The 12,980-nt window shown below is 65.5% G+C and carries 17 protein-coding genes; 15 read left to right on the forward strand and 2 right to left on the reverse strand.

Features of this window, described 5'->3' with window-relative positions; genetic code table 11:
• The 14 genes from GKE62_RS19510 to wecC all read left to right on the forward strand — a co-directional run bounded on the left by GKE62_RS19510 (window position 1) and on the right by wecC (window position 9,625).
• Window positions 1–312, forward strand: a complete 312-nt coding sequence (locus GKE62_RS19510) for an aldo/keto reductase (protein ID WP_305080853.1) — start codon at window positions 1–3, stop codon at window positions 310–312.
• Window positions 313–322: 10 nt separating this feature from the next.
• A complete protein-coding gene (locus GKE62_RS10565) occupies window positions 323–973 on the forward strand; it encodes a nicotinate-nucleotide adenylyltransferase (protein ID WP_154692209.1) in 651 nt (216 codons plus the stop codon).
• A 94-nt stretch (window positions 974–1,067) separates the two neighbouring features.
• A complete protein-coding gene (gene rsfS / locus GKE62_RS10570; protein ID WP_154692210.1) occupies window positions 1,068–1,469 on the forward strand; it encodes a ribosome silencing factor in 402 nt (133 codons plus the stop codon).
• Between the two features lie 127 nt (window positions 1,470–1,596).
• Window positions 1,597–2,019 carry a 23S rRNA (pseudouridine(1915)-N(3))-methyltransferase RlmH gene (locus GKE62_RS10575; RefSeq protein ID WP_154692211.1) on the forward strand — a complete coding sequence of 141 codons (423 nt, stop codon included), beginning with the start codon at window positions 1,597–1,599 and terminating at the stop codon, window positions 2,017–2,019.
• Window positions 2,020–2,032: 13 nt separating this feature from the next.
• Window positions 2,033–3,259, forward strand: a complete 1,227-nt coding sequence (locus GKE62_RS19515; RefSeq protein ID WP_154692212.1) for a murein hydrolase activator EnvC — start codon at window positions 2,033–2,035, stop codon at window positions 3,257–3,259.
• 68 nt (window positions 3,260–3,327) lie between these two features.
• A complete protein-coding gene (locus tag GKE62_RS10585) occupies window positions 3,328–4,668 on the forward strand; it encodes a S41 family peptidase (RefSeq protein ID WP_154692213.1) in 1,341 nt (446 codons plus the stop codon).
• A gap of 31 nt (window positions 4,669–4,699) precedes the next feature.
• The gene (locus GKE62_RS10590; RefSeq protein WP_154692214.1) at window positions 4,700–5,170 is read left to right on the forward strand and encodes a disulfide bond formation protein B; all 471 of its coding nucleotides are present in this window, start codon (window positions 4,700–4,702) and stop codon (window positions 5,168–5,170) included.
• Window positions 5,167–5,676 (forward strand): demethoxyubiquinone hydroxylase family protein, encoded by a 510-nt coding sequence (locus tag GKE62_RS10595; protein ID WP_154692215.1) that lies wholly within the window; start codon window positions 5,167–5,169, stop codon window positions 5,674–5,676. The genes GKE62_RS10590 and GKE62_RS10595 overlap by 4 nt, the downstream gene beginning before the upstream one ends.
• 88 nt (window positions 5,677–5,764) lie before the next feature.
• The gene (locus GKE62_RS10600; protein WP_154692216.1) at window positions 5,765–6,325 is read left to right on the forward strand and encodes a hypothetical protein; all 561 of its coding nucleotides are present in this window, start codon (window positions 5,765–5,767) and stop codon (window positions 6,323–6,325) included.
• Between the two features lie 187 nt (window positions 6,326–6,512).
• Window positions 6,513–6,728: a hypothetical protein gene (locus tag GKE62_RS10605; protein ID WP_154692217.1), complete on the forward strand. Its 216-nt coding sequence runs from the start codon at window positions 6,513–6,515 to the stop codon at window positions 6,726–6,728.
• Window positions 6,729–6,776: 48 nt separating this feature from the next.
• Window positions 6,777–6,998 (forward strand): hypothetical protein, encoded by a 222-nt coding sequence (locus GKE62_RS10610; RefSeq protein WP_154692218.1) that lies wholly within the window; start codon window positions 6,777–6,779, stop codon window positions 6,996–6,998.
• A gap of 144 nt (window positions 6,999–7,142) precedes the next feature.
• The gene (locus tag GKE62_RS19415; protein WP_255453311.1) at window positions 7,143–7,619 is read left to right on the forward strand and encodes a UDP-N-acetylglucosamine 2-epimerase; all 477 of its coding nucleotides are present in this window, start codon (window positions 7,143–7,145) and stop codon (window positions 7,617–7,619) included.
• Between the two features lie 25 nt (window positions 7,620–7,644).
• A complete protein-coding gene (locus tag GKE62_RS19420) occupies window positions 7,645–7,932 on the forward strand; it encodes a hypothetical protein (RefSeq protein WP_255453312.1) in 288 nt (95 codons plus the stop codon).
• Between the two features lie 391 nt (window positions 7,933–8,323).
• Window positions 8,324–9,625, forward strand: a complete 1,302-nt coding sequence (gene wecC, locus GKE62_RS10620; protein ID WP_154692219.1) for a UDP-N-acetyl-D-mannosamine dehydrogenase — start codon at window positions 8,324–8,326, stop codon at window positions 9,623–9,625.
• 6 nt (window positions 9,626–9,631) lie between these two features.
• Here the strand turns inward: wecC and GKE62_RS10625 are convergent, their stop codons facing one another.
• Window positions 9,632–10,645, reverse strand: a complete 1,014-nt coding sequence (locus GKE62_RS10625; protein ID WP_154692220.1) for an NAD-dependent epimerase/dehydratase family protein — start codon at window positions 10,643–10,645, stop codon at window positions 9,632–9,634.
• A gap of 348 nt (window positions 10,646–10,993) precedes the next feature.
• Here GKE62_RS10625 and wecB point away from each other — a divergent pair, with 348 nt between their 5' ends.
• Complete coding sequence (gene wecB, locus GKE62_RS10630; RefSeq protein ID WP_154692221.1) at window positions 10,994–12,112, forward strand: non-hydrolyzing UDP-N-acetylglucosamine 2-epimerase; 1,119 nt, start codon at window positions 10,994–10,996, stop codon at window positions 12,110–12,112.
• A gap of 24 nt (window positions 12,113–12,136) precedes the next feature.
• Here wecB and GKE62_RS10635 read toward each other — a convergent pair whose 3' ends face one another.
• On the reverse strand, window positions 12,137–12,874 hold the full coding sequence (locus tag GKE62_RS10635) for a polysaccharide biosynthesis/export family protein (RefSeq protein ID WP_154692222.1): 738 nt from the start codon (window positions 12,872–12,874) through the stop codon (window positions 12,137–12,139).
• Window positions 12,875–12,980 lie beyond the last annotated feature (106 nt).

Consider the following 12,980-nt stretch of genomic DNA (forward strand, 5'->3'; position numbering starts at 1 on the left):
ATGGATCGCGGCTACGACCTGATCGATGCGATGAAACGGATGGCGGACAGCCGTGGGGGCAGCGCCACCGTGGCGCAGATCGCGCTGGCCTGGCTGCTCTATCAACCGGTGGTCTCGACCGTGATCGTCGGGGCCAAGCGCGCCGACCAGCTCGCCGACAACCTCGCCGCCTGCGACGTCGAATTCACCGCCGCGGAATTGGCCGAGCTCGACCAGCTCAGCCAGCTGCCGCCCGAATACCCGGGCTGGATGCTCGGTTTCCAGAGCGGCTACCGCGCAAAATTCATGGCCGAGCCACGAAAGCCCAAGTGAACGCCTCCACGTGAACCGTGACGGCCCGTTGACCGGCCTGCTTGGCGGCAGCTTCAATCCCGCGCATCGCGGCCACCGCCGCATCAGCCTGTTCGCGCTGCGTCGGCTGGGGCTGGACGAGGTGTGGTGGCTGGTCTCACCTGGTAATCCGCTCAAGCCGGTCGAAGGCATGGCACCGCTGTCCACACGGGTCGCCGCGGCGCGCGATCAGGCGCGGCGGGCTCCGATCCGGGTCACCGCGATCGAACGCGAGCTGGGCACGCGCTTCACCGTCGATACCCTGCGCGCACTGGTTCGGCGCTATCCCGAGCGACGCTTCGTGTGGCTGATGGGCAGCGACAATCTCGCCCAGTTCCACCGCTGGAAAGACTGGCGCGGGATCGCCGCGGCGATGCCGATTGCGGTGATCGCGCGTCCGGGGTATGATGCCGCCGCCATGGCGAGCCCCGCGATGGCCTGGCTGGGCCGCTATCGCCGGCGACCCGAGACCCTGAAAGACCCGGCGAGACGGAGTTTGCCCGCGCTGTACCTGTTGCGTTTCGATCCCGATCCGCGCTCGGCCACCGTGATTCGCTCCGCCGATCCCCACTGGCATCGTCGTTTTGCCGTCGCCACGCGCGATGGCGTCACGCATCGCCCGATCCCGGCTGACCCCGCCTGATCGCGCGGCCATCCCTTGTCCCACTGGCCTTACGGCCGCGCTGGGGCATATTTCGGTCCATGATAACCCGGCATGAGGAGCCACTTCGACCCATATGACGCCGCTTGAATCGCTGCCGGCCACTGCCGCTGCCGCCCCGCCTCCCGCACCGGTGGGCGAATCGCCGCTCCACACGCTGGTGCTGACCTCGCTCGACGACGATCAGGCGCAGGAGGTGATTTCGATCCCGCTCGACGGCAAATCCTCGATCGCCGATCACATGGTCATCGCCTCCGGCCGCTCGACCCGCCAGGTCGCGGCGATGGCGCAGAAGCTGGCCGAGCGGATCAAGCAGGCCGGAATGGGGCCGGTCCGGCTCGAGGGACTGCCCGCTGCCGACTGGGTGCTGATCGACGCGGGCGACGTGGTCGTCCACCTTTTCCGCCCCGAAGTGCGCAGCTTCTACAACCTCGAACGGATGTGGGCATTCGGCGACGCACCGCCGGCGGCGGCATAAGCCCGAAGTCAAATCCCAACCCTATCATCCCGAGCAAAAGGCGAGGGATCGCGCGGAACGGTCGAGCAAGGTCCATGGTGTCTCGACTTCGCTCGACACGAGCGGGGTTGGGGGCAAAGAAGGCCGCATGCTGCTCCACGTTGTCGCCCGAGGCAAAATTGCGCGTTCGCCCGAGGCTGAGCTGGTCCAGCGCTACTCCAAACGAATCGTGTGGCCGCTAAAGATCAGCGAACTGCCCGAACGAGGCGGGAGCGTTGCGACACCGCCCACCCCCTGCCGCACCATCGTCCTCGACGAGCGCGGGCGCGACCTGACGTCGGCCGAATTCGCCGCGCTGCTCTCGCGTTGGCGCGACGACGGGGTGCGCGAGGCGCGGTTCTGGATCGGCGCGGCGGACGGCCACGACGAGATCCTGCGCGGCTCGGCCGACCTGCTCGTGCGCTTCGGCGCGGCAACCTGGCCGCATCTGCTGGCGCGGGCGATGCTGCTCGAACAGTTGTGGCGCGCGACCAGCATTATCGCTGGCCATCCCTATCATCGCGAAGGATAAGCGGCGGCGCACCATGACGTCGCGCTCCACCCCCGTTTCCGCCCCCATTTGCGCCATTGTTGCACTAGCGCTGGCGGTCGCAGCGGGGGTCGGCCAGGCGCAGGCACCAGTCCTGAACGCCGGTGACGACCCTCGCGGTGCGCTGGCCGCCGCCCTGACCGAGCAGCGCTTTGCCGCCGCCAGGGCTGGCCGGTTGGAGACTGCGGCGGCGCAAGCCTCCGCTGCCGCGGATCGCACCGCGCAGGCGACCGCCGCCTTGGCCGCGCGTATCCAGCAAGCCGAAGCGGGAGTGGCCGCGGGCGAGGCGCGGATCGCGCTGATCGAACGTCAGCGGGCGAGCTTGCGCGATTCGCTCGCGGTGCGTCAGGCCCCGCTCGTCCGCCTCACCGCCGCGCTCCAACTGATGTCGCGCCGCCCGCTGGGGCTAAGCGTGGTCCGGCCGGGGTCCTTGCGCGATATGGTCCACTTGCGCGCGGTGCTTGAATCGATGCTCCCCGCGGTGCGCCGCCAGACCGCGGGGTTGCGCGCCGGAATTCTCCGCGCGCGCCAGCTTCAGGCGGCGGTCCGCCAGGCTCAGTCGGGACTGCGGGGCGATCAGGCGCGGCTGGCCGAGCGCCGCGCGGCCCTGGTCGGGATCGAGACCCGCCAGCGGTTGAGCTCGCGAGCGGCAAGGGGGGACGCCAACCGCGAGGCCGACCGGGCCCTGGCACTGGCCGAGGAAGCGCGCGACCTGACGTCGCTGATGGGGACCCTCGAGCAGGCCGGAGCGCTGCGCCAGCGCCTCGCTGCGCTGCCCGGCCCCATGCTGCGGCCGGCCCAGCCGGGGGCGGCGCGGATCGAGGTTTCGCCCGTAGCCTCGCCAACCGCCGGGCTCGACTACATCCTCCCGCTCGCGGGAACGATCGTCACCGGTTTCGGCGAGGCTTCGAGCGGCGGGGGTTCGCGTTCGCGCGGGATCACCATTGCCGCAAGAAGCGGCGCCCAGGTGATCGCCCCCGCCGCCGGCCGGGTAGCGTTCGCCGGCCGCTACAAGGGCTTCGGGCAGATCGCCATCATCGAACACGACGGCGGCTGGACCACGCTGATCACCGATCTCGCGGCCGTTGCGCCCGCGGTCGGCGACCGCGTTGTCCAAGGCGCCCCGCTCGGCGTCGCCGGCCCGGGCAGTCCTCGCGTCACCATCGAGTTGCGAAAGAACGGCGCGCCGGTCGACGTCCTCGCCGCCATCTCCAGGCGTTGATCGATGCCCATCTGGCGTTAAGCTCGGCGCATCTATACATTGGCGGCAATCCGCCCGAGGCATTTCCCATGACCAAACCCAGATTCGCCAACCTTCTGCGCGCCGCCACGCTGGTCAGCGCGGTGGCTCTGCTGCCTGCGGCGACCGCCGGGCTCGCCGCGGTCGATGCCTCGGCCAGCCCCGAATTCGCCAAGCTGCTTGCGGTCTACCAGCGGATCAAGTCGAGCTATGTCGAGCCGGTGGACGACGACAAGCTGATCAAGGGCGCGATCGACGGGATGCTCGCCAGCCTCGATCCGCACAGCAGTTACCTCGACGCACGCGATTTCGAGAATCTGCGTACCCAGACCGATGGCGCCTACGGCGGACTGGGGCTGTCGGTGACGATGGATGACGGCGCGGTCAAGATCATCGCCCCGACCCGCGAAAGCCCTGCCGACAAGGCGGGATTGAAGGCGGGCGACTTCATCACCCATCTCGACGGCAAGCTGATCTACGGCGGCACGCTCGACGAGGCGGTCGACCGGATGCGCGGCGAGCCCGGAACGCCGATCCGCCTGTCGATCTTCCGTCCCGGCCGCGACGAACCATTCGATGTGACGATCACCCGGGCGATCATCGATCTCAAGCCCGTCGACTGGGAGGTCAAGGACAACGTCGGGATCATCACCGTGTCCAGCTTCAGCGCCGATGTCGGCAGCGACGTCGGCGAGGCGATGAAGGGCATCCGCGCCAAGCTGGGAGGCAAGGCCCCCGTGGGGATCGTCCTCGATCTGCGCCAGAACCCCGGCGGGCTGCTCGATGAGGCGGTGGCGCTGTCCGACGAGTTCCTCGACAAGGGCGTGATCGTCTCGCAGCGCGGGCGTTACGCGCGCGACAACGAGACCTACAACGCGCAGGCCGGCGAGCTGGCCCGCGGCATCCCGATGGTTGTGCTGATCGATGCCGGCTCGGCCTCGGCCAGCGAAATCGTGGCCGGGGCCCTGCAGGACCAGCATCGCGCGCTGGTGATGGGTGAGCGCAGCTTTGGCAAGGGAAGCGTCCAGACGCTGCTCCCGTTGTCGCGCTCGACCGCGCTCAAGCTGACCACCGCGCGCTACTACACCCCCTCGGGCCGTTCGGTGCAGGAAGGCGGGATCGAGCCGGACATCGCGGTGCCGCAGATCTCCGACCCCGACATGCGCGCCCGCGCCGCGCGCTCGTACCGCGAGAGCGACTTGCGCGGTCACCTGATCAACGAGGTCGATCTCGACGAAAAGGCGCTCGAGGTCGACAAGGTCCAGGACCCGCGCTTCAGGATGACCGCGGAGGAACTCAAGGCCAAGGGCATCGATGACTTCCAGATGTTCTATGCAATCAAGACCATTCGCAACACCGCCCCCGGAGCTCTTCTGGCGGCCCGGCGATAATCGTGGGGCGCTGATACTGGTCCGCAAGGCGATGAACCCGAACCGGCTGGCTTACCTGCTAGCGCTGCTGATCCCGGCCGCGCTCCTCGGCGGAGCTTTGATCGCGCAATACGGGTTTGGGCTGCCGCCGTGCGAGATGTGCTGGTGGCAGCGCTATCCACACATCGTCGCGCTCGCCCTGGCGGCGCTCGCTTGGCTGACGAAGCGCGATGCCTTGGTGGCGCTGGCGGCCGTCGCGATCCTCGTTTCCGGGGCAATCGGCGCGTTCCATGCCGGGGTCGAGTACAACTGGTGGGAAGGCGTCACCGCCTGCACCGCCAATGCCGCGGCGGGCGGCGACCCGCTCGCGTCGATCATGGCCGCGCCGATCGTGCGCTGCGATGTCGCGCCGTGGACCCTGGGTGGCGTTTCGCTCGCCGGGTTCAATTTCCTGATTTCGACGGCGGCGGGGATCGCGATCCTGTTCCTGATCCGCCGTCGTTCGCGTAAGGCCGTCAGATGAGCAAATCGTCGCGAATGCTGCGGGTCGATCAGGCTGGCGAATACGGCGCGACGCGAATCTACGCGGGCCAGCTCGCGGTGATGGGCGATCGCGCGCCGCACGCTGCCGAAATCGCAACGATGGCCACGCAAGAGGCGGAACATCGCGCGCGCTTCGACGCGCTCATCGCGAGCCGCGGGGTGCGTCCGACTGCGCTCCAGCCGCTATGGAGCGCGGCTGGTTATGCGCTTGGCGCGGCGAGCGCGCTGATCGGGCCGGAGGCGGCAATGGCGTGCACTGCCGCGATCGAAACCGAGATCGATCGGCACTATTCAGACCAGCTTGACCAACTGGGCGACGAGGATCCCGAGCTGTCTGCGATGATCGCCGAATTCCGCGACGACGAGCGCGAGCATCACGCCACCGCCATCGCATCAGGGGCGGAGCGGGCGCCCGCCTATCCGCTGCTTTCGGGGGTGATACGGCTCGGGTGCCGGATGGCGATTCGGCTCTCGGAGCGCATCTGAGCGGAACATTGGGCGCACTCGCTCGCTTCATGATGCATTCACCGCCGCGAGGCGCTAATCCTTTGGCCAAACCAGCAGGAACAGCTCGATGATCAGGACCGCCGCCCTCTTCGCCCTCAGCTCGTTTGCGTTGCTTGTCGCGCCCGGCCCCGCGCTGGCGCAAGCCGATGGCGAGAAGGTGAATCAGTTGATCGTCTATGGCGACGACCCCTGCCCACAATCGAGCGCGGATCAGATCACTGTTTGCGCGCGCAAGGGCGAATCCGAACGATATCGCATTCCCGAACCGCTGCGGGGCGACCCGCTCTCGCCCAAGAATGAGGCGTGGACAGACCGAGTGCAGGCATACGAGACCGTCGGCGCCCAAGGCATTTCGAGCTGTTCGCCCGTCGGTTCGGGCGGGGCGACAGGGTGCATGGCCAAGCTGATCGACACCGCCTACGCCGAGAAGCGCCAGGGTAGCGACACCCGCTTCGGTGCCCTGATCGAAGCCGAACGCGCCAAGCGCCTGTCGACCATCGACGCCGATGCCGCCGCCACCCAGGCTCGGGTGGAGCAGCTCGAAAAGGAATACGACGCCAAGATCAAGGCCGAGCGCGATGCCGAAACTCCCGGCACCGTCGCGCCCCTCCCTGCGCCTGGCAACTAGCCCCTGAACTTTCTGGTTTGGGTGGGCGCCAAGCGGCGGCGTTCGACCGACCGCGCTCAGAAAACGCTTGAGCGCATTTTGCAAAACCCCGGTAACCTATTGAGCAACCAAACGTATTGCGTACGCCAGGCTAAGGCGATGTCCTGAGCCCGGCTAGGTGCACCCGGAATCGTTTTTAGGAGCAATCATGAGGAAACTTCTCACCGCCGCCGCTGCGGCTTTTCTGGTCGCGGGAACAGGGGCTCACGCCGCCGCGCCGGTGCGGGCTGCTGCACCAATTGAAAATGCCAGCGAAATGTCTGGCGAGGGCCTTCCGCTCAGCGTGATTCTGGTGCTCGCGGCTGTTCTCGGCGGCGCGATCTACCTGCTGGTCGATGGCAACGATTCGCCAGACAGCCCCTGAACTCTGCGAGTCACTCGCACTCTATTTTCAGATTCAGGAGTTAGGTTTATGAAGAAGTTGGTTACTAGCGCGCTCTTGGCGTTTTCTCTTGTTGCCGCGCCAGTCGCGACTGCCCAGACCGCACCGTTCCGCGCCGCCGCTCCAATTTCCGGAGATGCCAGCGAAATCGGTGGCGGCGAAGGCGGAGGATTGATCCTTGCGGTTATTATCGTTGCGGGGATCATCGCCGCGATTTTAGCGCAGGAAGACGATTCTCCCGACAGCCCCTGATCAGAGCTGCTCCACACGCCCGCAACCACACGAGCCGGCGGGTCCGCAATGACTCGCCGGTTCTTTTGCGGATGCCGAGTTCGACCTTGAAGCACTGTGGCCAGCGGATTGCGGCGCTTCGGTCTCTCTCCTAAGCGTGCGGCGATGGCCGCCCGTAAGATCCTGACCGTCTTCGGGACCCGGCCCGAGGCAATCAAACTCTTTCCGCTGCTCCATGCGCTGACTGACGATCCTCGGTTCATTTCGTTCGCGTGTGTTTCGGCGCAGCATCGCGCGATGCTCGATCAGGTTCTGGATATCGCCGGATCATGCCCGTGCACGATCTCGACCTGTTGCGCCCCGATCAGACGCTCGACGTGCTCCACCGCGACGCTGCTGACCGGCCTGGGCAGGGTGATGGACGCCGAGAACCCCGATTGGGTTGTGATCCAGGGTGACGTCGCGACGGCCATGGCGTGCGCACTATCGGCCTTTTCTCGCAAAATTTCGGTCGCTCATGTGGAGGCGAGGCTACGCAGCGGCCCAATCCACCCGCCGTGGCCCGATGAGGTCACCCGCAAGATATCGGCACGATTGCTGAGCTGCACTGGCCCCGACCAAGACCGCCGCGGCCGCGCTTAGCGCCAAGAACATCGCGCCCGCAAGCGTGCACGTCTCTGGCAACTCGGTGATCGACACAATGCACTGGATCGTTGCCAAAGGCAAAACCGGTCCGGCTCTCGTCACTGGTTTTGCCGAGCTCGAGGCACGCTTTTACGGCACACGGATCATCGGCCTGACCAGCCACAGTCGCGAAAACTCTGGGGAAGGCAGGCGCGCTATCGCTGACCCGGGAAAGCGGATCGCCGCTCGGCTCGACGTGGCAGTTGTTTTCCCAGTCCACCTCAACCCCACACGTCCGCGCAGTGATGGAAGCCGAGTTGGTGGGCTTTGACAGCGTTGCGCTGGTCAAACCCCTCGACCATCGGCACTTTGCCCGACTTATCGCCCTCGGCTCGCTGATGGCGACCGATAGCGGCCGGTGCAGGATTACGCACCCGCGCGCGGTAAGTCGCTTCTGGTAATGCGCGAGACTACGGAGCGACGGTAGGGCGTGAAGGAAGGAACGACGCCGTTGGCCGGCACAAATGCGAACCGAATCGTAGCGGAAACTCTGCGCTTGCTCGACGATGGGCAGGATATTTCGCAATGGCGCGCGACCAGAACCCGTGTGGGACAGGCAAGCGGAACAACGGATCTCGGGGTTCGTGGCACAAAGCAAAGGCCGTCCGAATTGCTGAGCATCGTTACCCAAATCTTCACCGCACACTGCCATCTGGCGAGCCATGCTCGGCGACATCAAACCTACTGTCTGCGTGGTTGGCCTTGGCTACATCGGGCTGCCCACGGCAGCTATCATCGCGGGCGCGGGCTGCCCCGTGCTCGGCTTCGATGTTTCGCAATCTGTAGTCGACACGATCAACCGTGGCGAAATCCACATCGAGGAGGTTGATTTGGACGGGCTGGTCCACGGCGTCGTCCAGCGTGGCTTGCTGCGTGCCAGCACCCGTATCGAACCGAGCGACGTTTTTGTCGTCGCGGTGCCGACGCCATTCGCCAAGGACGAGGACCATAAGCCCGGCCTCTCTTTAGTGCTCGCGGCCGCCACCGAAATCGCTGCAGTCCTCAAACGCGGCAATCTGATCATCCTCGAATCCACGTCGCCAGTGGGCACCACTGAACAGGTTCGCGACTTGATCGCCGGCCTGCGCCCTGATCTCAAGTTGCCGGGAAGCACGGCCGAGTCGGCCGACGTATCAATCGCGTATTGCCCGGAGCGCGTCCTCCCGGGACGCATTCTTGTGGAGCTAACACACAACGACCGCTCGATCGGCGGGATCACGCCTCGTTGCGCTCGCAAAGCGCTGGCATTCTACAAGCGCTTCGTCCGCGGCGAGTGCCTGACCACTGATGCACGAAGTGCAGAAATGACTAAACTGGTCGAGAATGCCTACCGCGACGTCAACATCGCCTTCGCCAACGAGCTGTCGATGATCGCGGACGAAATGGGTCTCGACGTGTGGGAGGTGATCCGCCTCGCAAACCGTCATCCGCGGGTAAACATCCTCCAGCCGGGACCGGGCGTTGGCGGACACTGCATCGCAGTCGATCCGTGGTTCATCGTCCACGGCGCTCCCGAGCAGGCTCGGCTCATCCGCACTGCGCGCGAAGTGAACGACGCCAAAATGCGCCACGTGCTCGCCCGCGCAATCGCGCTGGTCGAATCTGCACCCACACAACAGGTCGGGTGCCTCGGCCTCGCCTTCAAGGCCAACATCGACGACCTCCGCGAGAGCCCGGCGCGCTTCGTTGCCGCCAGCCTCGCCCGTCGCTTTGGCAAGCGGGTCAAGGTGGTGGAGCCCTTCGCGACGACTCTTCCGAGCGAGTTCGCGGAGACTGGGGCTGCGCTGGTCGATCTTGACACCGCGCTAGAGACTTGTGGCGTGTTGATCCTCCTGGTCGATCACGAGGTGTTCCGCGCCGTGCCACTCGACGAGCGTCGCCACGCCCAGCTCTACGACACGCGGGGAATCTGGAACGACCTTGGGCAGGCAGCGTCCGCCCTGCGCCTGCGCCTCGCGAGCTGAGCCGGCCTATTCGCCGTAATAGTCGCGGTACCACGCGACGAACTTGCGGATGCCTTCTCGCACGTCGGTTTGCGGGCGATATCCGGTTAGCCTCTCCAGCAGTGTAGCATCAGCCCACGTTGCTTCCACGTCGCCCTTCTGCATGTCCATGTAGTTGCGGATCGCGAGATGGCCACATTCGTCCTCGATCGCTGAGACGAAATCTCCGAGTCGTATCTTGTCGCTGTTGCCGATGTTGACCACACGGAACGGCGCTACGGGCGAGAGGCTGTCCCATTGGGGAATCGCCTCGGGAGTCCCAAAGCGCAGCGGAACCGCGTCGATCAAGAGGCGAATGCCGCGCACGAGGTCGGTCACGTAAGTGAAATCACGCCACATCTCGCCGTTATTGTAGATATCGATCGGCTCGCCGCGTAGGATGCCGCGGGTGAACTTGAACAGCGCCATGTCTGGGCGCCCCCAGGGCCCGTAAACCGTGAAGAAACGGAACATAGTCGTAGGCAGATCCCATAGGTGCGCATAGGAGTGCGCCATTGCCTCGGTCGCCTGTTTGGTTGCAGCGTAAAGCGTCAGTGGCGTGTCGGCCTTGTGATGCTCTGCGAACGGCAAGACCCGGTTGGCGCCGTAGACCGAACTGGTCGACGCCATCAGCAGGTGCTCAACACCAAGCTCGCGCGCGCATTCCAACACATTGAATGTGCCTACAATGTTGGCGTCCACATATGCGCGCGGGTTCTCAAGGCTGTAGCGCACTCCCGCTTGCGCGGCGAGGTGGACGATCGTGTCGGGTCGTTCGCGCAGCGCCAGCGCGCGAAGCCGCTCCAAATCATCCAACATTGCGATCTCGGCTGAAAAATGCTGGTTCTGCAGTAGCATCTGGTGCCGCCGCTGCTTTATCTGCACGTCGTAGTAGTCGGTCATCCCGTCGTAGCCGACCACGGCGAAGCCTTCGCGCAACAACAGTTGCGACAGGTGAAAGCCGATGAACCCGGCCGAGCCAGTTACCAAAACCTTGCGCAATAGCCGCCTCCTACGCGTCCAGCCGGATCGCTCCCTTGAGATCGGCCAAAGTGTCGCCCGACGCAACCAGCGCCGTCGGGGCTCGATCCCCAGGTTACCAGTCGTACGCCAGCTCCGTCGCGAGCGGCATGCTGAACTTAGTCGCGCTTTATCGCCATTGTCCGCGTGGCGCTATTCGCCGGGGCAAAGCGAGCCTCAAAAAGCAGTATCGGGGCCGGAGGGCTGCGCTTTTGAGCGCGAAAGCTGCGAAAATCGCGCAACAGCAATGGGCTGAGCCTGCTGTAGGAAACCAAGTCAGCCTGAGCGGCGACTGGCACAACCAAGAATTCCTGCTAGGCGCACTGCACCATGAGCATGAAAATACTTACCATATTCGGCACCCGCCCCGAGGCCATCAAGCTGTTCCCGCTGATTCACGCGTTGGAGGCCGATCCCCGCTTCGTCTCGAAGGTGTGCGTGTCGGCCCAGCATCGCGCAATGCTCGACCAAGTGCTCGCCATTGCCGGAATCGAGCCCGATCACGACCTTGATCTGATGCGTCCCGATCAGTCGCTCAACGCACTTACGGCCGCCTTACTGACTGGGCTGGGCAGGGTGATGGATGCCGAAAGACCGGATTGGGTAGTGGTTCAGGGAGACACAGCGACGGCGATGGCCGGGGCGCTGTCCGCGTACTACCGCAAGATTCCGGTCGGTCACGTCGAGGCCGGTCTGCGCAGCGGCAATATTCACCATCCCTGGCCGGAGGAGGTCAACCGCAAGATCATCGGAAGCATTGCCACCCTCCATGCCGCGCCCACCGAAACCGCCGCGCAGGCATTGCTGCGCGAGAACGTCGATCCGCAGACCGTCCACGTCACCGGTAATACCGTAATCGACGCGCTCCACTGGATTGTCGCCCGGAGCGAGGTGGAGCGTGGGCTAGTGTCAGGCCTTGCGGATCTCGAAGCGCGGTTCGCCGGCAAGCGGATCGTCGGCATGACCAGCCATCGCCGCGAGAACTTCGGACAGGGCATGCGAGCGATTGCGACCGCGGTGAGGCGGATCGCCGCCCGCGCGGACGTGGCGGTAATCTTTCCGGTCCACCTGAACCCGAACGTGCGTGGGGTGATGCACGCCGAACTCGCCGGGCTCGACAATATCGCGCTGATCGAGCCGCTCGACTACCCGCATTTTGCGCGGCTGATGGCAATCTCCACGCTCCTGCTCACCGACAGCGGCGGGGTACAAGAAGAGGCGCCGGCCTTGGGCAAGCCGGTGCTGGTCATGCGCGAGACCACCGAGCGTCCCGAAGGAATCGAGGCCGGGACCGCGCGTCTGGTCGGAACTGATCCGGGACGGATCGTCGCCGAAACCTTTCGCCTGCTTGACGATGAGGCGGCCTACGCGGCGATGGCTCGGGCGCACAACCCGTTCGGTGACGGCCGTGCGGCGGGTCGAATCGTCGAACTGCTCGCGGCGGGGTGAACCTCTTCGACCACGTCGCCTGTTTCAGTTGCCGTTGTTTTGCAGCGCGATGATCAACGGCGTCGTAATGAGCGGCGCGAGCTGGGTGGCGTCCTTGATGAGGCGGCGCGTCTTGCTATCGCCGACGATGACCACGTCGTTGGGATAGATGTCTGGGTCCGGATAGTTGGCGCGACGGATTGCCGCGAGGTTGTAAAGCGCGGCGAGGCGCTGGCCCCCGACGTTGCGCATCACCACGACGTCGTCGATCTTGGCAAACTCGTCGAGGCCGCGGGCGGTGGCGATCGCGCGGGTCAAGGTCATGCGCCCTATGACTGGATACACCCCCGGCTGCTTCACCTGGCCGTCCACGGTGACCATTTGCCCTACGGTCTCCTTGAGGTTGACCGTCACCTCGGGATTGCGGATGTGGCCCGCCCGCAAGCGCCGGACGAGCTCAACCTCGAGCTCTCGTGGGGTCATGCCCGACGCGTCGATCACGCCAGCGATGGGGAATGAGATGCGCCCCGCAGCGTCGGCCGAGACCTCGCGCCGGGTCATCCCTTCGATCCCGAAGACATCGATCTCGAGCTTGTCGAACGGGCCAATCAGATAGGGACGACTGACCCCAACGACGTCTGAGCGTTGGGGGGCGGGAAGCTCGTTGCCTTCGAACACCTGCACGCCGCCGGCGGAGCCGAGGCGGCCGCCGCTCGGGCCGTAGCAAGCCGTCGTCAAACCGCAGGCCGCTGCGGCGACCAAAGCCAACGCGGCGCGAAACATGCTTGATGTCATTTCCCAAGGACTCCTGAGCACGCGCCTGGCGCGTTGCGTCCCGTTATAGCGAAGCCAGCCCGGGTCAATGTAGGAAATGCCCGAACGCACCGAG

Source organism: Novosphingobium sp. Gsoil 351 (assembly GCF_009707465.1).
GTDB lineage: Bacteria > Pseudomonadota > Alphaproteobacteria > Sphingomonadales > Sphingomonadaceae > Novosphingobium.